At 51.3% G+C, this 25,182-nt stretch carries 25 protein-coding genes; 4 read left to right on the top strand and 21 right to left on the bottom strand.

The genetic code is table 11. The annotated features are described in order from the left end of the window. Nucleotides 1–57: 57 nt before the first annotated feature. From MW898_RS06610 to MW898_RS06620, 3 genes are all read right to left on the bottom strand, one after another. The gene (locus MW898_RS06610) at nucleotides 58–465 is read right to left on the bottom strand and encodes a sterol desaturase (protein ID WP_248905618.1); all 408 of its coding nucleotides are present in this window, start codon (nucleotides 463–465) and stop codon (nucleotides 58–60) included. Between the two features lie 134 nt (nucleotides 466–599). Beyond that, the gene (locus tag MW898_RS06615; protein ID WP_248905619.1) at nucleotides 600–1,331 is read right to left on the bottom strand and encodes a hypothetical protein; all 732 of its coding nucleotides are present in this window, start codon (nucleotides 1,329–1,331) and stop codon (nucleotides 600–602) included. 199 nt (nucleotides 1,332–1,530) lie between these two features. After that, complete coding sequence (locus tag MW898_RS06620) at nucleotides 1,531–2,142, bottom strand: hypothetical protein (protein WP_248905621.1); 612 nt, start codon at nucleotides 2,140–2,142, stop codon at nucleotides 1,531–1,533. A 492-nt stretch (nucleotides 2,143–2,634) separates the two neighbouring features. On the opposite strand from MW898_RS06620, the gene MW898_RS06625 reads away from it, so the two are divergent. Continuing rightward, complete coding sequence (locus MW898_RS06625; RefSeq protein WP_248905623.1) at nucleotides 2,635–3,372, top strand: NAD(P)/FAD-dependent oxidoreductase; 738 nt, start codon at nucleotides 2,635–2,637, stop codon at nucleotides 3,370–3,372. A gap of 33 nt (nucleotides 3,373–3,405) precedes the next feature. Here the strand turns inward: MW898_RS06625 and MW898_RS06630 are convergent, their stop codons facing one another. The 11 genes from MW898_RS06630 to MW898_RS06680 form a co-directional block, all read right to left on the bottom strand. Next, nucleotides 3,406–4,800: a serine hydrolase domain-containing protein gene (locus MW898_RS06630; RefSeq protein ID WP_248905625.1), complete on the bottom strand. Its 1,395-nt coding sequence runs from the start codon at nucleotides 4,798–4,800 to the stop codon at nucleotides 3,406–3,408. 997 nt (nucleotides 4,801–5,797) lie between these two features. Then, the gene (locus MW898_RS06635) at nucleotides 5,798–6,736 is read right to left on the bottom strand and encodes a nucleoside hydrolase (protein WP_248905627.1); all 939 of its coding nucleotides are present in this window, start codon (nucleotides 6,734–6,736) and stop codon (nucleotides 5,798–5,800) included. 216 nt (nucleotides 6,737–6,952) lie between these two features. Then, nucleotides 6,953–7,894 carry a nucleoside hydrolase gene (locus tag MW898_RS06640; protein WP_248905629.1) on the bottom strand — a complete coding sequence of 314 codons (942 nt, stop codon included), beginning with the start codon at nucleotides 7,892–7,894 and terminating at the stop codon, nucleotides 6,953–6,955. Then, nucleotides 7,895–8,722 carry an NAD-dependent epimerase/dehydratase family protein gene (locus tag MW898_RS06645; RefSeq protein ID WP_368409191.1) on the bottom strand — a complete coding sequence of 276 codons (828 nt, stop codon included), beginning with the start codon at nucleotides 8,720–8,722 and terminating at the stop codon, nucleotides 7,895–7,897. Nucleotides 8,723–8,803: 81 nt separating this feature from the next. Beyond that, the gene (locus tag MW898_RS06650; protein WP_248905632.1) at nucleotides 8,804–9,907 is read right to left on the bottom strand and encodes a mandelate racemase/muconate lactonizing enzyme family protein; all 1,104 of its coding nucleotides are present in this window, start codon (nucleotides 9,905–9,907) and stop codon (nucleotides 8,804–8,806) included. Nucleotides 9,908–9,966: 59 nt separating this feature from the next. After that, nucleotides 9,967–10,788 carry a fumarylacetoacetate hydrolase family protein gene (locus MW898_RS06655; protein ID WP_248905633.1) on the bottom strand — a complete coding sequence of 274 codons (822 nt, stop codon included), beginning with the start codon at nucleotides 10,786–10,788 and terminating at the stop codon, nucleotides 9,967–9,969. Nucleotides 10,789–10,796: 8 nt separating this feature from the next. Beyond that, entirely contained in the window at nucleotides 10,797–11,585 is a 789-nt protein-coding gene (locus MW898_RS06660; RefSeq protein ID WP_248909721.1) for an SDR family oxidoreductase, read from the bottom strand. A 183-nt stretch (nucleotides 11,586–11,768) separates the two neighbouring features. Beyond that, nucleotides 11,769–12,209 carry a cytidine deaminase gene (locus MW898_RS06665; RefSeq protein ID WP_248905634.1) on the bottom strand — a complete coding sequence of 147 codons (441 nt, stop codon included), beginning with the start codon at nucleotides 12,207–12,209 and terminating at the stop codon, nucleotides 11,769–11,771. 10 nt (nucleotides 12,210–12,219) lie between these two features. Continuing rightward, nucleotides 12,220–13,059, bottom strand: a complete 840-nt coding sequence (locus MW898_RS06670; protein WP_248905635.1) for a carbohydrate ABC transporter permease — start codon at nucleotides 13,057–13,059, stop codon at nucleotides 12,220–12,222. Further along, nucleotides 13,056–13,982 (bottom strand): carbohydrate ABC transporter permease, encoded by a 927-nt coding sequence (locus MW898_RS06675; protein ID WP_248905636.1) that lies wholly within the window; start codon nucleotides 13,980–13,982, stop codon nucleotides 13,056–13,058. Before MW898_RS06675 ends, MW898_RS06670 begins: the two co-directional genes overlap by 4 nt. Nucleotides 13,983–14,033: 51 nt before the next feature. After that, entirely contained in the window at nucleotides 14,034–15,467 is a 1,434-nt protein-coding gene (locus tag MW898_RS06680; protein ID WP_248905637.1) for an ABC transporter substrate-binding protein, read from the bottom strand. A 153-nt stretch (nucleotides 15,468–15,620) separates the two neighbouring features. On the opposite strand from MW898_RS06680, the gene MW898_RS06685 reads away from it, so the two are divergent. Further along, nucleotides 15,621–16,760: an ABC transporter ATP-binding protein gene (locus MW898_RS06685; RefSeq protein WP_248905638.1), complete on the top strand. Its 1,140-nt coding sequence runs from the start codon at nucleotides 15,621–15,623 to the stop codon at nucleotides 16,758–16,760. Here MW898_RS06685 and MW898_RS06690 read toward each other — a convergent pair whose 3' ends face one another. The 6 genes from MW898_RS06690 to MW898_RS06715 form a co-directional block, all read right to left on the bottom strand. Continuing rightward, nucleotides 16,761–17,561: an IclR family transcriptional regulator gene (locus MW898_RS06690; RefSeq protein ID WP_248905639.1), complete on the bottom strand. Its 801-nt coding sequence runs from the start codon at nucleotides 17,559–17,561 to the stop codon at nucleotides 16,761–16,763. A gap of 89 nt (nucleotides 17,562–17,650) precedes the next feature. Next, nucleotides 17,651–18,550 carry a DMT family transporter gene (locus tag MW898_RS06695; RefSeq protein WP_248905641.1) on the bottom strand — a complete coding sequence of 300 codons (900 nt, stop codon included), beginning with the start codon at nucleotides 18,548–18,550 and terminating at the stop codon, nucleotides 17,651–17,653. 69 nt (nucleotides 18,551–18,619) lie between these two features. After that, nucleotides 18,620–19,081, bottom strand: a complete 462-nt coding sequence (locus MW898_RS06700) for a nucleoside 2-deoxyribosyltransferase (RefSeq protein WP_248905643.1) — start codon at nucleotides 19,079–19,081, stop codon at nucleotides 18,620–18,622. Between the two features lie 118 nt (nucleotides 19,082–19,199). Further along, a complete protein-coding gene (locus MW898_RS06705) occupies nucleotides 19,200–19,634 on the bottom strand; it encodes a nucleoside 2-deoxyribosyltransferase (protein WP_248905644.1) in 435 nt (144 codons plus the stop codon). Nucleotides 19,635–19,760: 126 nt separating this feature from the next. Then, entirely contained in the window at nucleotides 19,761–20,816 is a 1,056-nt protein-coding gene (locus MW898_RS06710; RefSeq protein WP_248905646.1) for a mannonate dehydratase, read from the bottom strand. 66 nt (nucleotides 20,817–20,882) lie between these two features. Beyond that, complete coding sequence (locus tag MW898_RS06715; RefSeq protein ID WP_248905648.1) at nucleotides 20,883–21,638, bottom strand: MBL fold metallo-hydrolase; 756 nt, start codon at nucleotides 21,636–21,638, stop codon at nucleotides 20,883–20,885. A gap of 185 nt (nucleotides 21,639–21,823) precedes the next feature. Between MW898_RS06715 and MW898_RS06720 the strand changes: the two genes are divergently transcribed. Then, entirely contained in the window at nucleotides 21,824–22,057 is a 234-nt protein-coding gene (locus tag MW898_RS06720; protein ID WP_248905650.1) for a XapX domain-containing protein, read from the top strand. Between the two features lie 1,151 nt (nucleotides 22,058–23,208). Here MW898_RS06720 and MW898_RS06725 read toward each other — a convergent pair. After that, entirely contained in the window at nucleotides 23,209–23,874 is a 666-nt protein-coding gene (locus MW898_RS06725; RefSeq protein WP_248905652.1) for a hypothetical protein, read from the bottom strand. A gap of 255 nt (nucleotides 23,875–24,129) precedes the next feature. Between MW898_RS06725 and MW898_RS06730 the strand changes: the two genes are divergently transcribed. Further along, a complete protein-coding gene (locus tag MW898_RS06730; RefSeq protein WP_248905654.1) occupies nucleotides 24,130–24,897 on the top strand; it encodes an aldo/keto reductase in 768 nt (255 codons plus the stop codon). Nucleotides 24,898–25,182 lie beyond the last annotated feature (285 nt).

The following is a 25,182-nucleotide window of genomic DNA, read 5'->3' on the forward strand; positions in this document are numbered from 1 at the left end:
CCAACCGTCTGCCAATACATATCCGATACTGAAAGCGGTGTCCTGTTTTCGTCGGCGTTAATCGCTATTCGCTAATTGCGAGGTACTGTCATTCGAATCACCTCCTACTCGTTCTAAAATAGTGAGTGTTCCCGCCGTGTATGCCACAAATCCGGTACCGATGACGAGCAATCCAAATCCAAGCCGTTGGCCATTCGAGAGTGAGAGCATTGGACTCAGACCGTTGATGGAAGCGAGAGCTATGAGTCCGATACCAAGCCCGGCCCATCGTTGATCAGCCCACGTCTCTCCCGTGGTGTATGCCGGATATAGATGCCCAATATGGAAGGTGAGTTTGAGTCCGCAGGCCCAACAAAGACCGGTTACAAATGCAAGGCTAATATCTCCGATAAGCCAGTACGATCCGACGCTGATTCCTCCCCCAACACAGAGAGCGATGAAGGAATCTCGCCTTGTTCGTTCCATGTTTATAAGACTATTTTCATGTAGGTTAAATTTTAGTGTAGTGTGTAGAGGACCAACGCACACAGTATGCCGAGTGTTCAGAATCTAAACACTGTACTGACCAATTCGAATGTTTAAGGAAATAGATGTTCTATCTACGAAGCACTGTACTCGATGGTCCCCGACCACGTGTCGTAGAGGTCATCTGAGTGACTATCCTGATCTAAGAACGAGACTCGAACGTTGAGTGTTCCAGAATCGAACTGTTTGAGCGCCGCTGTTGGAACTTCGATGGCGAACGATCCATTCTTTTCGAAGGTGACTGATGCACGTGCGACCAGTTTATCGTTGATCTCGATGATGAAGTAGGGCTCACCGTCCACGTCTCCTTCTGGATCGACGTTCTTGAGGCGGGTGTCTGCGAAAATCTGAACATCGAAATTGCTATACCCGCTACTGCTCGTGGCTTGTTCTTTGTTGATGAACTTCGTGTTCGTAATGCGCTCTTCAAGCTTTTCCTCTGTTGGTCGTGTTGGTGGTGTCGGCTCAGACCACCCAGATTCGGTTGCCGTGGCTTCTGTTGCCGTATTGGTGGCCGTCGTCGTTTTGACCTCAATCGTTTTGGTTGTTGTTGCGGTCGGTGTCGGTGTCGTTGTTGCCACTTCAGTTGCCGTTTCGGCTATCGTAGTGGTTGCGGCCGTCTCTGCTGGCGTCGAACCATCGGTCGTCGTCGCTGTCGAGTCACTGTCTGTCGTGGACGGTGTGTCGCCAACGTTTGACTCCGTTGAAGGTGTCCCCTCTGGCCCAGTCGGTATCTCGATGGCACTGCAACCAGCGAGTAAAACCGAAAAAACCAATGCTAGTGCTGTTATTCGACGAGCGTTCATATCGAGACGATATTGCACACCGGGATAACGTTTGGGTATTTACACGAAGGAGAGAGCAAGATGAGATCCTCAGGAGTGAGTTTAACGGTTCTGGACATAGCCATCATCGACTGCTGGCTGGGCTGCTCGTTTTAAGCGATATCCTGTGAATACACATCACACAGCCCTCTCTGTCGATCAGAGAGCTGATGAAGTATCGCTATGCAGTTTCCTGATCACCGAGGAGTGTTTGTACAGATATCGTTGAATCAGATTGCTCACTTGCGATCCGAAAGGAATCAATCCACGGCCCTTCGCCAGAGACGATCCGGAGTTGGGAGATCTGTCCGAACACCTCTTTAAGCTCCTCACGTGCGACAGTAGCGTCTAGGAGACAGAGGATCACATCGTCGATGTGGGCTAAAGCAGGGCTGTCGAGCGCTGTCACTACATCTGCCGTCGATGAATGAATTTCGACTCGGAAATCCCACGGCGTCATAACGAATGTGCGCCGATCATTTGATCGTACGGACCAGTCTCGTGTCGCTGCTCGGTCGCTGATGTCCTCGATGCTCTCTACTCGAAGGCCAATATGATCAAAATGTGGCCGCTTGCCGGGAGCGAGCGTAATGTTTACGGCCCCGTACTGATGCACCTGCAATTTCAACCGAAATCCGTCGGGCTCCGTGTCATCGGGACCAAGAGCAACACCGTCACCCCGGACGCTTCCAAACCGTCTCTGCAATTGAATTCCTTCGTTCTCGAGTCGGTTAGCTGCCCCAGCTAGATCTGGGGTGTTGAAGTGCAGATGAAAAAGTGTCGAATTATTCATAATCGATTGGAGACAGCACACGACAATAATTATATCGACCGTTGAACTGCTCGCTGTCCGGGTAATACAGATGCTCTCATAGAGAACGAGAGACGGCCTGTTGTGGGCCAATCGTCCATCATTAGTTTGACATACTGCCTGTGACCGCACTCAATTGATCGTATACAGCCAGTTCGGAAGCTATTACTTGAAAGGATGCTCGAACAACTGTGCATCGTCGTCGATTTCTGTGAACTGCCTTCGATTTCGAGTATGTTTTAGCTGGCACTTGTGGGTAACATGAGAACAGCAACGACCAGATCGATGTGACCAGGTAACGATCGAGAACCTTGTAGTCTTGATAACATCGATGAGGATCAGTAATCCGTCCACGATGCCGGCAGAAATAGTACCGTCTGCCTGCCGTCTGTGGCCCCTGATATGCGGTCACTATTCAGCGCTGATCACGTGTAAATAGGAGGGTTATATACTTTCGTGCCGTCGTCATTGGGCATGGCAAGCGCTAACGACTACGATGTACTGATCATTGGAGGTGGACCGGCTGGGTTGTCGGCGGGAATCTTTACGGGACGGGCCGATCTGGAGACAGCGATCGTCAACGACGGCGATCCAATCCTTCGACGTAATGCGCACTTAGAGAACTACCCGGGCTTTCCTGCTGGTATCAACAGCCGATTGTTGCTGGATATGATGGCAGACCAAGCCGAACGCGCTGGGTGTGAACATCACGATGCACGGATCGTCACGCTCGAACTTGTAGGCGATGAGTTCATTGCTGAGACGGGAGCAGGCGAGATCTTCACCGCGACGTCCGTTGTTGCTGCCACGAAGAACACGGTTGAGTTCCTCGAAGGAATTGATGGTGTTGAGATTATCGAGCGCGGGAAATCATTCGTCGAGACCGACGACCGCGGACGGACTGGCGTACCGGGGTTGTATGCCGCGGGACGTCTTGCTCTCCAACCGTATCAAACGATCATCATCGCTGGCCACGGCGCCTCCGTGGGTGTCGCGGTGGTCGAAGACTCGGACGTTCCGTTCTATCACGATTGGGTTGCCCCAGAGGGCTACTTCACTGGTCGCGGCCGGGAGATTCCCCCCGGCTGTGAGGAGCTCAGCCCAACGGAACGACAGCAACGTGAGGGTGAATCCCTCGACGCCATGCGTGAAGCTGTTGCCAAACCGCATCCCGATGAACCGATTCAACACCCGAGCGTTCAGGAAAAGTGAGAAGATCGTTGGAGGACACTGTGAGATGCGACCTTACTGCTTGTGGAGGTGCCACCGCTGGAACAGCATACTTACTCCGTCGTCTTCGAGACGGAACTCAACCGGGATCCGCTTTCCACCATCAGTGATGAAATGGTAGTGGTAGTCATCAGACTGTAATCGTTCGGGATAGACGTAGTAATCAGCAGACCATCCCGGATCATCGAACGAAATGTGAAGGCCACCGCTATTCTGGGTAACACTCGCAGTTCGAACGCCGCGGTAGGAAGCGTACTCTCCGAGCAGCGGCTTTGCCTTCTGCTCTAACATATACGTTGGGACCACAGCTGATGGCGATTCATCACGGAGAATGGCGAGGACTGCTTTACCGAGGTCTGACGGTCGTTTCTCGGGCGCAGTGTTGCACAAAATGATGGTGCCGATTTCAGCGGTCGTGAGGTACCCAAACCAAGCGGTTGTCGTTCCCATCATTCCTCCGTGATGGATGAGGGTATCATCGAGGAACGGCTCGACAGACACACCATAGCCGTAGCCTTGCTCGCGATCGTCGAGATATCTTTCGCGTGTCGAATACGGCTTGATCATCGTTTCGATCGATTCTGCAGAGAGGATTGTGTGATCGTTGACTGTTCCCGAACCGAGAAACATCTGGAGATAGTTTGCCAGCTCTTTCACCGAGCTTATCATGCCACCCGCTGCGAACAACCGCTCATCGAATGCCAAACTGCCCTCGACAGCAGCCCCGTCCTTCTGATTGTAGGGCGTCATTCGATTCTCTGCTGATTCAAACTCCGACTGTGAGAACAACGACCGCGTCATCCCTAACGGGTCGTGAATATGTGAACGAACGTAGTCCGTGTAGGGCTGCTCGGTTACCGCTTCGATACTCTCACCGAGGAGCGTATAGCCTGTGTTGTAGTAGAAGAAGTGATCACGATCGGTCAGCCGTTCGCCGATCGATCCCTCGACATGCCGGCGAAAATCCCCAGCACTACTCAATGGAAGAGCAGTATCCTCATCGCTACGATCCGTAAGACGTGTGATGAGTGCTGAAAGGCTACCGTCGCTTGGCATCCCCGAGGAATGCGTCAACAGTTCGTGAATCGTAATCGGATCGCCATCGACGTCTTTGAGATGAGGCAGATAATCGCTGATTGGATCAGTAAGCGAGAGCCGACCATTCTCAACTAGTTGTAGAATTGCGACGGCTGTAATCGATTTGGTGCAGGAGCCGATTCCGTACAGTGTCTCAGGGGTCGCTGATGTGTTTGTCTCACGATCTCGTGCGCCGAATCCGTCGGTGAAGAGGAGATCTGTTTCATCGACGATCGCAATGCTCACACCGGGAACACCTTCGTCGCAAACCCAATCGCTAACAAATGATTCGATGTCGTGGTGTAGCTCTGCTTCGAGGAGGCTAGTTGTCACACTATTATGTGATAGAAACGACCTTGTAAATCCTAAGCATGGAACAAACACAATGCTGAGGTTATCGTTTGATCTGATGGCTGGCGTTTGATGAGAGGAGAGCTTTCTGCTCGGATGCCTGTTCTGCGAGTGAACACGCAAACTTCATGTTAAAAAGAGCTCGTGGGATGATCTCGCCACTCCAATTTGGGAACTAAGAGAGACAGTGCATTGTCTCTGTCTTTCGATGGTTTCCTACTGAGTGCTTTAATCTGAATTTGGAGGTGTAATCCATGATCAGATACCGGTGGTTCAGTGTATTCGTTAGAAATCTAACTGGTGTGAATCCATCCTTGACTCTTTCCAACCCTTTCAGTCGATACGGAACAGCCCAATTCTCAGTTCAGTAAGCGTTCCGAGCTGTACTATCTCATCAGGCTACTGGATATACCAGAGTCACCCTGTGTAAGCGTAACAATAGATGCTTGAAAGACATTCTCATGTTGTGTCTGGCGATGATGAACGAATATGACGGAGTGTATATTTATCCAATACGATAGCTCTAGTTAAACTATATTGTCTAAATCAAAATCGTCGATCCGTCTTTCGTGTATTGATTCTACCATTAATTCAGAATACTCATCGGTCGTCGTCCCAAGTCATCATAATAATCAACTCATGTTGGAAGTATATCATAATGATTCGATCCATTCGAAAGCACAAGGGTGTGGATAGCATAATCATATTGAACAAAATCAAACTAAGAAGAACGCAGAGTATCAGAAGACGTATGAGCTGCTTCAATTACGTGGGCCCATCAATCGGATCGATTAATACCACATGAATCATCGTGTTCACGTCGATCACTTGAGAAGCAGTATCCAGGGGCCAGACGACATCGATTTCTGCTAAATCGTGAGACCGATCTGTTGACGTCCGAATAGAGGCGAAGGGTCAGTTCGTAAATGAGCCACTGAACGCAGCTATTGCAGCGCCACGCAATCGAAAGCAGACACCTTCAGTCACGAAACAGTAGAAGATTCTCAGTAACCGTCCGTTGATACGCATCCCCATCCACATCGAGTGCCACCTCACAGTTCGTCGGCTTTTCGTGGACATCATGCTCATCGTAAATCGTTGCGCCGTTCGAAGGACCACCCGATGTGTCGATTTCGACGTACGCTTCCTCAAATTCGAGCGCGTTGGTGACGATATCAGCTAGAACGACCGCATCACTTGCTAATCCACCATCGTGCCCGAACTTCGAGCGTACCTCCTCGATACTGAACTCTAGAATGGCGGCCATCGTCGGGAGAGGAGCTGGCTCCTCGGCGAGTGCCAAAATGTCCTCTGTATCCACGTAAACGTGCTCTGTTACATCGAGCCCGACGATCTTCGGCCGAGCGTCTTGGACGACGCGGGCGGCAGCGACAGCATCGACGTAGAAATTAAACGATGCCTGCGGCGTTACGTTTCCCGTCGTTTTCAGTGCTCCACCCATCTGATAGATATCTCCAACCATCTCTGGGAGGTTTGGTTCTTTCGCCAACGCTAGTGCTATGTTGGTCTGTGGTCCAAGTGCAGCGATAGTCAACTCCTCCCCGTATTCGCTTGCCTGTTCAAGAATGAAGTCAACAGCATGCTGGTCGACTGGCTCCTGAGTTGGAGCAGGAAGGGTCTCACGGACAGTCTCAGGAAGTCCGTTCGGTCCATGGATGTGTTCAGCCATCACGAGTTCATCCACAAGCGGTCGGTCTGCACCCTTCACAACGGGGACGTCGGCTCGGTCGACCAGCTCAAGTAAGGACAACGTGTTCTCCGTTGCATTATCGACTGTTGTATTGCCCGCAACTGTCGTAACGCCAATGAGGTCGATATCATCGGCAGCGAGAGCAATGAACAGCGCGATAGCGTCGTCATTTCCTGGGTCTACGTCGAGTAACAGTTTCGTATTCATGAGTTTGGCTTGTTGATCATGTAGTGAGACAGCGATCTACTACCGACGGATCGCTGATTCAGCTCCGATCGATCTCCGTCTATTCGAAGACAGTCGGTCACCGTAGCACCGTTAAGCAAGTCATCCACTCTCGCTGTGAGATTTTTCATTCTGGAAGACGGGATGAGACAGTACTCACACTCGTGACGATAGCGTGTATCGAGTCGTTTCATAGAATTACTGGCATATGAACGTCTCCAAGTTCGACACGATGGAGGCACGACAGCGCTCAACGTTCACATCGAGTGCAACAGTGCAGTTTGGAGACGTTGTACAGACACCGTGTTCGTCGTATATCGTCGCACCGTTCGACGGTCCATTCGTCGTGTCGACTTCCACGTAGGCGTCTTCGTACGTGAGGACATCGTCGAGAAGCCCAGCCATGACCACTGCGTCGCTTGTGATGGAACCACCCTCAGCGACTGTTCCGTCCGGGCCCTGCGCTTTGTACTTGAGAATATCTGCAACGACGTCGCCGTACGCTCCCCGGTCACGGAATCGGTTTCGTGCTGTTTGCGGGAGATAGGCAGGTTCCGTCACATCGAGCCCGACAACCATTGGCCAAGCGTCTTGGACGACGCGGGCGGCAGCGACAGCATCGACGTAGAAATTAAACGACGCCTGCGGCGTTACGTTTCCCGTCGTTTTCAGTGCCCCACCCATCTGGTATATGTCATCAATCATATCTGGAAGCGTGGGATCGAGAGCCAGCGCCAGTGCTATGTTTGTTTGCGGTCCGACAGCAGCGATAGTCAACTCCTCCCCGTACTCACGTGCCTGTTCGAGAATGAAATCGGCGGCGTGTTGATCGATCGGTTCTGTCGATGGCTCTGGAAGTGCTTCACGGAGAGATTCGGGCATACCGCCCGGACCGTGAACGTACTCTGCCATCACGAGGTCATCCGCAAACGGTCGGTCTGTGCCTTTCACAACGGGAATGTCAGTTCTGTCGACGAACTCCAACAAAGACAGAGCGTTCTTTGTTGTGTTCTCAAGGGTCGTATTACCCATGACAGTCGTGAGTCCGACAACGTCTACATCGTCACTTCCGAGCGCCATTAGGATAGCAAGCGCATCGTCAATGCCGGGATCGACATCCAGTAGTAGTTTTCGACTCATTCACTGACTCTCTGGTGGAGCGTCCCACTCCTCACCGTTGTCCTGTGGGTCATACCCGATAACGTTACGCCCGTGCTCAAAGCTGAACCAGCGACGGTCGTTGTTGCTAACACCGTAGAACACGTCAAACGAAACATCATCATCTTGCAGACAGCAATCGACCTGATGAGCGAGGTCACGACGAGACTGCCACATCGCCTTCATTCGCGCGACTTTCAACTCATACTCCGAACTGCCACGCTCCCATTTTTCCGCATCGACGCCGTGTTCTGCGTCACCGTATGGATGATCGTACTCCTCGTGGCGAACTGAGCAGATACGGAGCGCGTAGAACTGTTCTGGATACTGGTAGTTCTCGACGTAGTATCGACCGAGGTCTTCGCCGAACGATTTTGACGTTCCATAGTAAGAGTCAGGACGACGTGGTGACTGCTGATCGACTGTCAACTCGTAGTCCAGTTCGTACAGCTCGGGCGCGAATTCCACTTCGTACATGCCGACAACGTGGTTAGTCGACCCGAAGATGAATTTCGATACGCCAGCATCTTTTGCGGCTTCGAGCGTGTTGTACATCCCAATGATGTTGTTCTTCAAAATATCATCCCACGAGCCATCCGGCTCAGGATATCCAGCGAGATGAATAACAACATCTTGATCGTCGAAGGCCGGCCGGATACTATCGTAGTCGGACACATCTGCAACAACGGTGTCGTATTCTTGTCTGTCAGACCGGTTGAGATATGTGAATTCGTACTCCTCACGGTCTGCGAGATGATCAATGATGGCTGTTCCTACACGACCGAATGCTCCTGTCAGTAAGACATTCACAGTCATAACTTGCGGCTGTTGATTTATCGGCATCTTATAAAAGTGTTCAGGTGAGTGATGACTCGACTACGAAATTGGCCACTATACCCGGAACGCTTCGAGTGCGGGTCGATCGAGTTCAACGCCATGACCGGGACGTTGGGGGAGTTCGATCATCCCGTCTGTTGGTTCAACCGGGTACGTGAGCACATCGTCGAAGGCTTTCACATCTGAATCGCGGTAGAAATATTCGATCCAGAGGCCGTTCTCAATGGCTGCGAGCAGCTGAATATGCAGATCCCAATTGTAGTGCGGTGCAACTGGGATGTCGTGACACGCGGCCATGTCAGCGACACGCATCCACTCAGTGACACCACCAACGACGGTGACGTCTGGTTGGATGATTTCAACGGCGTTCTCGCGGAGAAGATCCGCGAATCCGTATCGGTTGAACTCCAACTCACCACCGGCAACCGCGTAGTCGAGTGACTCGTTGACCTCACGATAGAGATCGAGGCTATCGGGCATTACGGGCTCTTCGATGAAATACGGATCATACGGAGCAAACGCCTGACAAGCGCGGACAGCCTCTTGCTTGTTGGTCCATTTGCCGTTTGCGTCCATGAGGAGTGTCCGATTCGGACCGATTGCCTCGCGGGCAACGCGGACTCGCTCTACCTCTTCTTCGAGGGGTTTTCGACCGACTTTCATCTTCACGACGTCGTGCCCTCGGTCGACATACGTCTCCATCTCCTCGCGGAGTCCGTCGAGATCTTTTCCCTCGCGGTAGTACCCTCCACTAGCGTAGGCTGGAACCTCGTCGGCGTATCCGCCGAGTAGTTTATACAACGGCATCCCTGCGGCCTTTGCTTTGATGTCCCAGAGGGCAATGTCAATACACGAGATGGCCCGAACCATCACGCCTTTGCGGCCGATCTGGACAGTTCCATCGAACATCTCTCGCCAAAGACGTGACGTATCGCGGGGATCTTCGCCCTCGATCATTGGTGCGAGAACGCTTTCGACAGCCTTTGCAACGACACTTGCCCCACCATAGCCGAGTGTGTATCCAACGCCCTCTGTGCCATCCTCTGTTCGAACGTAGACAATGGCATGATCGCGCTCTTCAACGACACGGGTCGCAAATGCGACGGGCTCTTCTAACGGGATCGATACGGCAAAGCTCTCTATTTCTTCAATTTTCATGGGTATTTGTTGCTGATCTGCTATTCAATCACTTTGATTGCTGTTCTCATATCCGTTCGTCATCCAACCACGTCTGACTCGACAGCGCCAACGCGATCGATCTCGGCTCGAACACTATCTTCGGGGATAATGTGTTTTGCACCGGGCGTTCCCGTTGCTATCACGTCCCCTGGTTCGAGCGTCATGACTTTCGAGTGGAATGCGACCAGTTCGTACGGGGAGGTCATCATATTCCGGATCTGATTTTCCGCAGCGACCTCCCCATTAACGATCGTTCGAACCGAGAGATCGTCTAACGGCCCAACTTGATCGGTAGTCACAAGCGATGGACCGAAAACGAAGAATGAATCGAAGCTTTTCGCTCTCGTCAAAAAGCGGGGATTCCGTTCTAAGATGTCCTCTGCGGTCATATCGATAACCGGGATGAATCCAGCGACAACGTGTTCTGCAGCAGACACATCGATGTCAGAGCAGGTCTGTCCAATAACCACGGCGAGCTCGGCTTCCGCTGTCACCCGATCCGTTAGGTCGCGGGGTGGAAGCCGAATTGGTCCACCGGGACCGGTTGCTGTCGTGGCGGGTTTCATGAAGCTCGCCGGTTCAGTCGGCCGATCCTCGTTCAGATCAGACGCATGGTCAGCGTAGTTCAGCCCAATCCCCCAGAGCTTCCCCGGGCGTTCAAACGGTGCAGCGAACGAGAGTTGCGCTGAAGGTATTCGACTCGCCGCCGCCTCGTCTGGCGTCGGAAGACTACCTTCGGCAGCGAGTGAAAGCGTCTCTCGAATCGTCGAAAGCGACGGGTCGACAGAGGACAACGGAACAAATCCGTCGTCGTCGCCGAGCAACGGTCTGCCGTCAATTGTTCGTGCAAGTCGTGTCATAATCTCGGTTATAGATTGGACGCACCCTGTCCTCCATCAACTGGAATCGCAACGCCGTTGATGAAACTCGAACACTCCGACGAGAGAAACGCGACAGCCTCACCAAGTTCCATTGGGTCACCGATACGTCCGAGCGGGTTGATCGTGCCCTTAGCATCGAGACCAGCCTCGTAGGTTTCGTACTCCCCCCGATCGACAGCGTCTTGGATTAGTTCCTGCTGTCTGGCCGTCTCGTGAGGCGCTGGGAGAACAGCGTTCGATCGTACGTCCGGAGAGAGCTCCGTTGAAAGCGTCTTCTCGAGGCCGATAACGCTCATCCGAACGGCATTCGAAAGTACTAGCGAAGGAATTGCCTCTTTGACGCTCCGAGAAGTGATGGTAACGAGGGTCCCACCATTCTCACGGAGATGCGGGGCAGCCGCACGGACGAGACGGACGACGCTCATCACGAGGAGGTCGAATGCCTCGTACCAGTCCTCGTCGTCTGTCTCCATGAACGATCCGCTTGGTGGACCACCAGCGTTGGTCACGAGGTGATCGATCGTGCCGTACTCCTCGATCGTTCGGTCGATCAAATGTGCGATATCATCTGGATCTGTTAGATCTCCTCGAACAGCCAGAACATCACCCTCGGCGATAGATCGGATATCTGCTGTGGCTTCTTCGAGACGATCTTCAGTTCGACCGTTGATAACGACGTGTGCACCCTCGCTCGCCAGTGCTTTCGCTGACGCTTTCCCGAGACCGCTACTCGAAGCCGCGACGACGGCTACATTTCCATCTATTTCATAGTCCATTTTCGACACCGGCATATCTGAGGCCCCACGCTAAAAACTTTCGCCGAATACGCATTCGAATGTTGTTCGCTACCGCTATGTGGACACGTCGTGTTCCGTTTCGGTGCTCCGGTGACCACGCCAGAAAGCCCCGAGTGCTGATTTAGTTGCCCGTCGTGCTTTGAGCTATTGGGGCGCAGCCGACTACTCAAGGTAGGTTTTCCGATAGCTCTTCACGTACTTTCCGGGCAAGAGGTCGATAGCTTGAGCTTTATCGAGAGCACCGTCTTCTGCGTAAATGACTTCGATATCTGCCCCGAGATCGGAGATGAGCTCGCGACAAACTCCGCAGGGAGACACAACTCGAATCTCACCGTCGTCATCCGGCCCCGGATGGCGGACCGATGCAATTGCCTCGATAGTGGTCTCCCCGTTGGAGGCAGCTTTCCCAAGCGCAATGGGTTCGGCACAGACCGATGCACGGCCAACGTTCGCTTCGATGTGAACCGCAGCGTATACGTTCCCAGATGCCGTTCGAACCGCTGAACCAACGTAGTGGCGTCCGTGGACGTAATTTTCCGTAACGACTCGTTTAGCTTCGTCGATGAGTGCTTCGTCGTGATGCGTAAGTGTATCTCGTGTCATTTTTGTGTTTTTATGTCATTTCGAACGATTCAGACAGGTAGTTGCGAGCCCAGAGATACAATACTGTGGGTGGAATCCCGATGATAAGGGTCTCTGTCGTGATGAGGCCCCAGTCGCTGGTGTCGCCACCGGCCACTGTGATGAACAACTCGACGACGGCTGGTCGCGGCCCCGTCCCCGTTGTGAGCATACTCGACATCAGAAAGTCATTCCACGCAGTGAGGAACGACAGGAACGCGATCGCAACGATAGCTGGTGCAGCTATTGGCAGAATGACTCGAACAAACGCCGAAAACTGCGTACAGCCGTACATCTGAGCTGACTCCTCAATGTTCTTGGGGAGCTTCGCAAAGTAATCACGAAGAATCCAGATGGCGAACGGCGCAACGAACAGCTGGTATGAGATCCACATGCCCGGGATCGTGTCGTACAGTCCAATGGTATACCAGAAGTCCGCGATTGGGACGATGAGCAAAATGTAGGGGAACATCAGCGCGACGATGATGATGTAGAAGAAAGACGTCTTCCCCGGGAATTGCTTGCGCCCGAAGACGTACGCTCCGGGAACGATAATGAGTAGCGACAGAGCAGTCGTTCCCGATGCGATAATGAAGCTGTTGACGAGTGCGTCGCTCAGTTCCGAGAACGCAAAGATCCAGTTTTCGAACGTCGGCTGGTGTGGGAATAGCTGCACGCTGTTCGAGTAAAACTCGTTTGCGGGCCGAAACGTCATGAGGAGCGTGTACAGAATCGGAAAGACCGAAATGGAGACGAGCAAGAACGCTAGCACCCGCGTGGCGAATTTAAAGTAGCCATCGGTGCTGAATCCGACTCGGTTGGCGATACTCATGCGTGGGCCTCCTGCATTTCGAATTCACGGATGAAGAGGACGATGAACACCAACATGATGATGAGCAAGATTACACCAACGGTAAACGCCATCCCCATCTGTCCCTGATCGTAGGCGAATCGGTAGAGAAACACTGCTAAGAGAGAGGTATCGTATCCAGGACCGCCACCAGTCATCTGAATTGTCTGCGAGACTTTGGTCATATTCCACGCAAGCCGGATGCTGAATGCGACGAGAATCGCGCTTCGAAGTTGTGGCAGAGTGATGTGCCAGAAGGTGTCCCAGCGTCCTGCTCCGTACATTCGAGCGCTCTCGTAGTATTCAGTCGGGATCGATTCCAACGTAGCAAGTATGATTATGAACATGAACGGCCAAAATGTCCATGCGGTTACGAGCGTGACGACGGCCAACGCAAGGTTACCCTGTGAGGCCCAGTAAATCGGCTGTTCCAGAATTCCATACTGCGTCAGGAATTTGAAAACAGGGCCGAGGCTCGGATCGAGTAAGTACAGCCAGATGGTTCCGGTCGCTACCGGTGGCATTGTGTACGGAATAAGGAACGATGCACTCACGAGATTCTTGAACCGATCCAGATTGACAACCAATAGCCCTGCAAGCAGTGCTGTTCCCAATTGGACAACGGTCGTCAAGGCGAAGACGAACGTTGCCTTGAGTGATGTGTAGAACGGTCCCCAGGAGAACAGGTATTCGTAGTTCGAAAGTCCAACGAAGGTTGGATCGCCGCTCCCGAACGGCCACTGGTGGAGACTCATCCAAACACCCTTCAAGAACGGAACCCAGACGAGCACCATCAGAAACAGCAGCGTTGGCGCTAGCAACAAGTACGAGAACCAATGCTCACTGAGGGTCGATCGGGCTGCGTTGTAGCGGGATTTGAATCCTGGTCGTTCAATGACGCTCATCGTCCTCTCTATTGGTCTGTATCCTCGTTGTTCGCCACTTGATTCTCTCGTTCATTGTCTACTCGACCAGTACTCGTCTAGCTGTTTATTTCCTTCTACTGCTGCTTTCTTACAGACCTCAGTCGGTGACATTTCACCTTTCAGTGCTGACTGGAACTTCGGACCGATCGTAGAGCCACTAAACGAGTTATAGAGCGGATGCGTTGTGTTGAAATGTTCTGTGCGTTCGATCATCGATCTGATGGTTTGAGGTGCCTGATTCTTTTCGGCCCCATCGATCGTGTCTGCGACTTCATCCCACACGTCCTCACGAACCGGGTAGAAACCTGTATTCTTGAACACCTTCTTCTGGAACTCCTTTGACAGCCACCGGTTTAGGAGTCCAATCGCGGCCTCGTGTTGTTTCTTCCACTTTGCTTCGTCCGCTCCGTCCGGTTTTTTCGTCACACCCATTCCAAACGGGAGCAATGTCGAACCAAGTCCTCCGGACCCTTCCCAGAACGAACCCCACCGAAGGTCACCGTTTGTGAACTTTTCGGGGCCTTTCTCGGCGAACTGTGGCATATCCATTGGCTCACAAATACTCATGCTCGCCTGACCGCTCGTCATCAATGCTAGGGTCTGTTCTGTCGAGATATTTGGGGTCTGAGGTCCAGAGACCTTGTGCTCCCGATACAGAGAGACTGTTTTCTCCATCGCATCGATCCAGACATCCGAATCCAGCGGACACCTCGTGAAGTCATCCGCAAAGTATCCACCCTCACCACCGTTGGCGAACACCATCGGCGTTAAGAGTGTATACCAATCGAAGAGGTCACCATGTAGTTGGAATCCAATATCCGACGGGCCGTTCTCTTTGAGCGCGGTGGCGACTCGAAGCAAGTCATCGAAGTTTTTCGGCGGGAAGTCCTTCTTCGGATTTAGCCCCGCTTTCTCTAAGTGGTCCGTACGGACTTGAAACGGCTCTTGTGGGGCGACCATTATCGGAAGTGTGTGAATCACCTGCTCCATACCGAGCTTCCCTTTCCACGAGTTTGACTGTTTGAATGGTTCGATCAGCCACTGTATGTTTTCGATGACATCGTCGTCCAACAAACCCTTCCACTCCTCGAACGGCATCAGCCATCCCTCCTCGGCGAATCGGCCAGTGAAGATCGTATCCGCTGAGAAAAGGTGTGGCCCATTTCCACGCTCGAAGTTCGAGTACCAGTTCGACCCAGTTAGCTGCTGATAGCCGCTGTAGTTGACGCTGGCTGTGGCCCCTGATGCGTCTTTGTACTCGGTAACGGAGGTCTCTACTATCTCTTTTGCCGCCCGTGACTGTGCGTTGAGAACATCCCAAAATTGGAAGGAGCTCGAAGAACTGCCTCCCCCACCCAAGCTATCGGTGCAGCCGGCTAGTGAGAGAGTGATAACACCCCCTGTTCCCTGAAGGAATCTACGGCGGGTGCTCTTTGACGGTATGGAATTGCGACTTCTTGACATTGTTTGCCAACCTTTTACACACTGACCTCCACAGACATTTATAACTATGGGTATCCGGCAAATACTGCAGTAGTTAATCAAAGCTCACGTGAATCATCTGATCACCATAACAGTTAACACATATCGTCTAAAATCTCTTCGCCAACGAATCTGATGACTACGAACCAATCCCCACAACCACGCGACCAATCGGAGGAGCGATCATCCGACGCGGACGAATACATTCAGATAACGAATCTCCGAAAGACGTTTTCAAAAGGAACCATCGTCGCTTGTGATGATGTCGACCTCGATATTGGGCCGGAAGATTTTGTCGTTCTGCTCGGTCCGTCCGGGTGTGGAAAGACCACAACGCTCCGGATGATTGCGGGTCTCGAAACACCGGACTCTGGCACAATCACCATTGATGGAAGAGAGATAACTGATCTGAAACCGAAGGACAGAAACCTAGCGTACGTCTTTCAAAACATTACGCTGTACCCACACAAGACCGTTCGGAAGAATATTCAGTTCGGTCTCGATATGAAGACCGACCTCACGAACGAAGCGAAACAAGAGCGTGTAGAGCATGCGGCGGACCTACTCGGTCTTTCAGATCTGCTCGATAGAAAGCCGAAAGCACTATCCGGTGGCCAGCAACAACGCGTCAGCCTCGGACGTGCGATGGTCATGGAGCCCGATGCGTTTCTTCTCGATGAACCTTTTTCCGCACTTGATGCCAAGCTGCGTGACCAAATGCGCGTTGAAGTCAAAAAACTTCAGCGCAAACTCGAAACGGCGATGGTTTTCGTCACTCACGACCAAGAGGAAGCGATGACGCTCGGTGATAAGATCGTCATCATGCACGAAGGCCGAATTCAACAAGTCGGATCAGCATACGATATTTACAATGAACCGCAGAATCAGTTCGTCGCCGAGTTCATCGGATCTCCGTCTGCGAATATGGTTGAGGCCACAGTCGAACGTCGTGATAACGGAGTCGTCGTCGAGAACAGATGGTTCTCATTACCAGTCACTGAAGACGACCAATCACTCGAATCAGGACAGCAGGTGACAGTGGCGTTCCGTCCTGAATACCTCGAACTCGACGCCGAGAACGGTCAATTCGAGCTCGATGTGAACGTAGTGGAACCGCATGGAAAAGACGATGCCGTCTACCTCTCTGTAGACGACAAGGAGTTCACCGCAATAACGAGCCAAGGTACGATCACTGACGAATCGAAATCACTCCACGCTCGTGTTTCGCCGGACAACATCTGGATATTCGACGACACTGGTCAACGGCTCGTCTAACTACTCGTATCGTGGCAGGTTTCCGCTTCGTTCGGACATGCTAACGTTCATCTCGATCACGGTTGCCGTATTCATGACTTTCTCGGGTAACACCTCCCTGAACTGTTCGTTCTTCATTCTACTAATCGGACCGGAGACACTCACCGCACCGAGGACAGTTCCGTCCTTATCACAGATCGGGGCACCGACCGCACGCATTCGTTCGACCTCCTCCTCGTCGTTGAGCGCATAGCCCCGATCACGAATGGTCTCGATCGTCTCGAACAGTTCTCCACGATCAGTGATCGTGTGCTTCGTTCGCTCTGGAAGGCCATAGTGGTCGATGATCGTTTCGACGCGCTTTCTGGGCAACGATCCGAGGATAGCCTTCCCAGTCGCGGTATAATGGAGACAATCCGGATTCTGGAGCTTTGCTCGCTGGTACTCTTTTCCAATGGCGTTCTCACCCTGCACTTTGTGCAGTTTCTGGCTGAGTCCATTCTGTTCGGTCGAGAGGTGTGCATACTCTCCCGTTTCCTTGGCCAGCTGCTCAACCTCCGCTTTTGCATTCGTATAGAGAACACTGTTATTTCGAAGATATTCGCCGATAACGAGGAATTTGAGACTCAATGTATACGTGCCGTCTTGATTGACGACGTACTGATGCTCTCTGAGAGTTGCGAGGTGGTTGTGAACCGTTCCCTTTGTAACCCCAAGGTGCTCTGAGAGTTCGGTTACGGTCGCTCCGTCGAGATGTTCGAGCGCCTCGATGAGCTGAATGGTTGTTTCGACCGCCCCGATCGGGTTCTTTGCTTGCTTCATTGAATACCAGTGTACACTAAGAGGTAAAATAACTTGTTCATCATCGTTAAACAGATTCCTTGAGAGCGGTCGATCTCGGTTAGCGAGCACTACTGCGGGATCGTGACGAACGCGATCCCAAATATGGCGACGAGTGCAGCAAACAGCCGAATCGTAAAATGATCTTCACCGAGGAGGAGTCCACCCAAAATGACTGCGATGATAGCCTGTAAGCTAATGAGTGGTGCCGCAACACTCGCTGGAATCGTTGCGTATGCGAGTGCGACGAGATGCTCCCCCGTCGCGATGAATAATCCGGCAATCAGGAATGTACCGAGATTCCCACGGACATCGACCGACCACTTGGAAGCGGCGATTGGCACAAACAGTAACGCGACCCCGCCGTTCTTGATGAGAACCCACACTTGTGGTGTCAGCGCGATATCGTGCAACAGCACCCGCTGTGAGACGTTCACGAGCGCCATGAGGACGGCGCTCAACAAGCCAAACTGTGCTGGTCGAAATGTCGCAAGTTTTCGTATCGGGACGAAGAGCCCATCGCCCGAATAGTTCGCGAGATAGACCGCAAATGTGGCCAAAACAATCCCGAACAGCTGGAGCACCGATACGTGTGTTCCCAGAAAGAAGAGTTCAATTGGCACGATGAACACTGGATGAATCTTGCTGATCGGCGATACTACCGACACAGCCCCTGTACTGACAGCGTGGTAGAACGTAAGGAGAGCGAGTGAGAATATCAGAATTGTAATCAGTGTAAATATGATCTCCGTCAGACTGAATGCCGACGGAAATAATGGAGTCCCTGACCACACTGTATACGCCGTAACAGGAAGATAACACGCGATACCGAACGAGCTCGTGAGCACAAGCGCCACCGTTGATGGATACTCGTTGAAATAACGCTTGAAATAAAAGAGAAATGTGCCCCAGACGAGGGCCGATCCGAGCGCGTAGCTGCTTCCAGTGCTCAGTAGATCGAGACCCACCATCAGGAGTGCACAGACTGGATCAAGGAACTGTGATGGATGTCGTATAGTGGGGCGTGCATCGGTTCGTGATTATTCCTGCTCCGGGGCGAGTTCTGCTGCTTGTTCGTTGACAGCGTCTATGAGCTCAGTCGGTGTCGACACGATGTCATCAAGGACCCCGAATACCATGGCATTGTACGGTTCATCCATTGCGAACACACGACGGTCGGTTTTCAGACCGATAACGGGAATGTTGTGTTCGTAGGCGATTGCTGCTTCGATGACTGTCCCCTCGGAAGGCACACGCCCATCGAGTGTCGCGGTCACGATATCGGCATCGAGAACACCTTGACGATCGACTTCGAAGATCTCTTGGAGTACGTCTTCGGTCGAGACGTTTTCTTGTTCCATTACCTCCAGTTCACCGATATCGCCGACGTCCCGTTGTGGGAGAAACACCTCGTAGCCCTCTGCTTCCAGTGCCTTACAAACACGCTCGTTGAACGCTCGCTCTGCCTGGTTGAACAGTGGTCCTGCAAAGTAGACTTGCATCGCTCTCGACAATGAATATCATACATATAAATGTTCGTGTCTGATAACCACTCTGTGGTTCGTCTCCAGTAATCACTCCGTGTTCGTTGGACAAGTCCCGTCGAAACGCTGTCCCAGCTTACTCGTCGTACTGTTGGACTGCGGTGACGAGTTCTTCGGGGGAATCTACTTTCTCCTCGAATAGACCATACAACATCGCATTGTACTCCTCACGGAATCCGAACGTTCGACGGTCGGTTTTGAGAGCAATAACAGGGATATCGTGGTCATACGCGAATGCCATTTCGACACAAACGCCCTCCGAAGGGACCCGTCCATCGAGTGTTGCCGTTACCAAATCGGCGTCAAGGACGTTCTTGCGATCGAGCTCGAAGATTTCTTGCATTGCGTCCTCTGCACCTTTCTCTTCAGAGAGGGTATCGCTCTCAAGACCGTCGCGTTGGGGCAAAAAGACATCGTGTCCTTCCTCTTCCAACAGTCCACAGACGCGTTCGTTGAAATCTAACTCTGCCTGCGTGAACAGGGGTGCCGCGAAGTAGATGCTCAAAGACATCAACTGATAGATTTGAGAGAATCATAATAAGTATTCGGAAAACCAGAACTACACTGTGATAGTGTCTGTTAGGGTATTCAATCGACAGTACATCAGCTATCGGCCGATTGTACCGTCGGGATATCGTTATTCGTCTGCCTGTTCATTGATGCTTTTGAGCAGTCCCTTCAGATACCCCACGGTGAATGTTCGTCCACTTACGCTACCGAACTCCCAGTCGGTATCACCTTCCAACGTTGGCACGTGATCTGGCGTCATCACCCCCGAAAAGCCAATCTCACTGAGCGTCTGCATTACTTCGTGTTCATTAAAATTGCTCTCTTCATCGTCGATAAACGTCTCGTGGAACGACGGGACTGTTCCAATCACATCTCGGAAATGGACGTAAATAATATTCTTGCCGCCAAAATAGCGAAGCACCTCAACGAGATCTTCACCCATCTCTGACCAACATCCCAAACAGAACTTGAGACCGTGGTTGTCACTCGGAACGAGATCAAGCGCACGCTTGAAATTCTCGAAGTTTCGGAACAAGAGAGGAACGCCACCGAGACGCTCGATCGGTGGATCACTCGGGTGAACGCCAAGCGTGACACCAGCCTCTTCGGCAACCGGAACGACCGCTTGGAGATACGATTCATAAGCGGCCCAGATCTCTTTTTCCTCGTACTCACGGTCATAGAGGAGTGTCTCAGTATCGATATCATCCATTGCGAACGCAGACACTTCGGCACCACCGCGTACTTGCACTGTTCTTGATGTTCGCACAGCCCCGTCCGGTGGATGGCCGCTGTATCCAAGTACTGGCACACCAACTTCACCTAGGTTCCGGATGGTTGTCTTGATTGCCTCAGTCTTCGCTTCTTTGTCACCGTCGCCAAGTAGAATCTCGTATAGTGGAATCGGCATCTTTTCGAACGCAAAGAGGCGAAGTCCGTGCGATTCAATTTTCGATTTGATCTCCTGAATTTCATCAATCGTCCACGCCCGTCCCATTGGCATCGCAGATTCGAACCCCGGATGTCTATGGGGAGTGAGGAGTACATCGTCAACACCGAGTTGTTTCATTAATCGGAGTGTTTCATCGGTTAGTGGCTGGTACGAACCCATCGCAACCCGCATCGGGAGTTGATCAAAGCGTTCCATTGACTCAGCTACGCTTCCCGCAGTCTGGTTAGACATCGAACCACAATTGTGAGGTATGCTATATAACTGTATCTTATACTAGCCTGATAGTTATGGATTCGGTTATCCGTCGTATGTGAATCGATCAGTGGGCTCGAGTGCCGCAATTTCTGGACGTTCTTCTAATTTAATTTCCATTATTGATTCTGTGAATTCGTCAATTTCAGTGCTTCCTGGGACATAATGGACCGGCACGACAGTGTCGACACCCAACCATTCGGTGACGATCGCAGCTTCTCGCGGCGGAAGCGGTGCACGTGCACCGGGTGCGGCTCCAATCGGCACCAGAGCGATCTGTGGCGCGTACAACTCGCCAAACAGCTTCAGGTCACTGAAGATAGACGTGTCTCCGAGATAATAGATGTCTACAGTTTCAAACTCGAAATAGAATCCCAGCGGGGTTCCCGAGAGTTGCTGGTTGCCAGATTCGAAATACGACAGATGGCGCGTTTCGAGAGCCCGGCACCTGACATCCCCAACGTCAAACTGGTTCCCCCAGATTACCCGAGTAACTTGTTTGGCTGGCAATCCCTGATCGAGAAGATGATCGGCGACTGCGGGCTCGGTAATCACGTGTGCACCATACTCGTCCGCAATCGGGACTGTATCACCAAGATGATCGTAGGCACCGTGAGTGACGAGGATATAATCAACGTCGTCGAACGATGTTGGAGATGGCGTATCCCACGACGGTCCAGTAAACCACGGATCAACCAGTAAATGGAGATCGTTCCACTTGATACTGTAGGATGAGAGACCATAGTATTCGATGGTGGGTGCTGTCATTGGTGATTCAGTGAACCCCTTCGCTGTGAACATCGTACAGATCCTCGGCAGAGATGCTTCAGAGAGCGACTTTTGTTTGAGCGCGACTTCGAGCTGTCTCTCTCAACACCAGAATCAGCACAGCTGCTGAGTGATTCATATTCGAGATGCATCGTCGGATGGACTGTCTGCTGTCCCATTGCTTCAGCATTCAGTCGTTTGAGAAGGAGTATAAACGTTTGCCCAGATCATCGGTTCCGCGTCGAAAGCGCTATAACACCGCCATTGATCTCACTAACATGGATCTCGAACTCGTCGCCGTAGCACTGATAACTGGGATTGTAACTGGAGCTGTGTTCAAGACCGTCGGCGTCCCGATTCCAGCGCCGCCAGATTTCGCTGGCGTAATGGGTATTCTTGGGGTATTCCTCGGATACAAGCTAGCCGAGATGGCACCTTCAATTCTGTTGTAATTTCTCCGACGAGGCGCACAATTTTCACACACTATGTATGAATATTATGGTGCATCCATCAGTGGATGTTAGATACGATCGTCAGAACCGACTGTATATGCGGATATACGGGGCAATTAGCGATACTGAACGAGCAAACTTCTGATTTTAATGGATGTAATTGATCAATAATAACACAATCATTCGTGATGTCTGAGATTGGTTATTGGATCACTGACAGAGGAACGAAAGAGTGGTGACACGTCCAAATTATCAATTAGGTGTCTGTATTATCAACCGTTAGAAAGCGTTATCGATCATCTTTCGAGTACAGGGCGTTCTGTGGCTTATTGGATGTATTGAGGCCGGATTTGACAGAGAGTTTCTACTGAATTCATCAGAAAAGTCACGAACACAAAATTAGCCATGCTAAACAGCCGAGGGGTCTGATATCTTCAGCTCCGAACTGTTACGTGCTCTGTGCGGGATACGACAGCGTCATTTTTCAGCCTACGAACTTGTGGTGTGCTGCAGTCCGCTGTTCACCCCACAATCGTTGACTGGACGACGAGATCGTTTAGCATCGCTAATCCAACCTGTTATCACACTACTCCGACAGCCCGTGTCTTCGATCATCGCCTCGGGAGTCGCCCGGGATATTACAATATTACTATTGTAATGGCTTCCTTCGCCTATCGATCCCGCAGGCACAGAGTCGAAGGTTGACAGATCTGTAGACAAACTATTACAACAATAACGATGTAATGTGTATTGATGAAAACAGACTGTTCGCAGTTCACCGTCACCTATACATAAAATATTCTATATACAATTCTAAATGTTATATCATTTCAACCGTGTTTCGGTACTGTTTCTAAAATATTATTTGTAAAGTATGGTGTTCTTTGAAGTATGGAAACCAAACCATCATCTGATAGAGGCGCTGAATGAGAGAGGGATTCGAATCCGATACGTGGTATCCTTGTATCAACATCTAATTCTGAAACCATACATCTGTTTCGATTACATATAAATTATATGGTATCAATGGCGAATGAATTTTTTAATTACGTATTCCAGTATGATGTAGGTGTGAAAGTCGCGGTTGCCTCGTTACGTTGAGCAAGCACTCAGCCCAGTTAAAATCTCTAAACAGTCGACCGACAGTGGGGTCAAACGTTCACGACAATGCGGCGAAACGGACGAAGTACACGATGTGGGATCCAGACGAGGAACTGAACTACGGGTTCTAATCGTCCAAATCGAGGCGATTCGGCGTGGTATCTATTCTCTTCTTGCACAACACGACCGTTGCTTTCAAGATATTTGAGGGCACTTTCGACGCGTGATTCAGTGAGTTCACAGTCAGTAGCTATCTCTGCTACTGTTCGTGACTTTGTAGAGGCCCGAAGCGTCTGATACACCACGTTCAACGTCTGCATTCGAAGCATCGTCTCAGTCATCCCGCTGTCAAGGTCGGACACGTACTCGTGTGTCGTCTGAGACGGTCCGTATCGTATTTTCGTTATTCCATCGAAAACAAACCAGAGACCACAGAGAGCCAAGAGCCCCCCGAACGAGGTCAGGTTGCTGATCATCAAATAAGTGCCTGCAGCAAAAACAGATGCTCCATAGAAGAGCCAATTCGTGCCCTCTGGAAGATCGTAGCTCTCACCTATGACATCATATATCATCATCCCCGAAAACACAATCACTAGAGGAGCGACTGTTCGCAGCGTCATCTCAGTGAACGCTACGAATACGATGAGCACAGCGACTGTACCAATAATAGTTTGGAGATGCTCATTTTCGTAAAGCGACATTATACGGTGGACCATACGGACGTGAATGATGAAATGTACATAAATATCTTTTGCATAGACATGATACACAAGCGTACTCACACGATTTTATTCAATCGTGAGATCGGTCGATTCACTTGTTTTGCCAGTGGCAAGAGTATAGCGTTGCATTGGGAATAGCGGGAACCGGCCACGACATTGCTATCGAATCGGAATCGGGTCGGAATTCGTTCTGACGCTGTTTCCGCGTGAATACGATATTCTCATCCGCAGCCGAACAGAATCAGACATATGGAGACACTCGACGAAGTTGGGCTCGGGACGATGGGCATTGCGGATTCCGAGACGATTGTACTTGCGATAGAACGTGGGTATCGACATCTTGATACGGCACAGATCTACGACAATGAATCGGTCGTTGGAGAAGGAATAGCCCGTGCGGATTGTGATCGAAAATCACTCTTTGTTTCGACCAAGGTCTGGATTGACCAACTTGAGTACGAGGCTGTGATCCAATCCACGCATGAAAGTCTCGACCGTCTGGGTCTCGAATACATCGACATGCTCTATGTTCACCGTCCGCGGGACACGTATGATCCATCAGAGACATTTGCGGCGTTCGAAGAACTGGTCAATCGGGGGATAGTCAATCATATCGGCGTATCGAACTTTGAGGTGCCACAACTGCAAAGAGCACGGAAACAGCTCGATGCACCACTCTTCGCCAATCAGGTCGAGTATCACCCACTGTTCCAACCCGATGGAACCCTTGCCGACGCACAGGAAAATGACTACTACCTCGTGGCGTATTCACCACTTGCGAACGGAAGAGCCAGTGAAATTCCTGAAGTTGTCGATGTCGCACAAAATCATGCTGTGACGCCAGAGGCAGTGTGTATCGCGTGGCTCACGGACAAGGACAACGTTATTGTGATCCCAAAAGCGTCCAGTAAAGCTCACCTCAGGGCAAACCGTAATGCCACTACCCTGAAACTCAATTCTACAGAGAAATCCCAAATCGATGGCATCGAACGCGAAACCGAATTTTTCCCAGAGTAATCGACAAACGATTCCTGTGTTTCGATCGTAGCATTGTAACTAGATCATTCGATGAATCCGAACGTTCTGCTTTCTCTATTATAATGCCGAAAAGGCGATTGCGTGAAATCGGTGACCTACCCAAGCCATCGTAAGTGACGGAAACGCAGTACGTATTTCCATAATCGTTCCCAAAAGCGTATTATTTTAATTTCAAGTATTTATACAGTGGTCTCCCGACGGGCGTTTCTGAGCGGAGTAGGGAGTATGACCGGCGTACTCATCGCAGGATGTCTCAGTAACGAT

Source organism: Halocatena marina (assembly GCF_023276375.1).
Taxonomy (GTDB): Archaea; Halobacteriota; Halobacteria; order Halobacteriales; family Haloarculaceae; genus Halocatena; species Halocatena marina.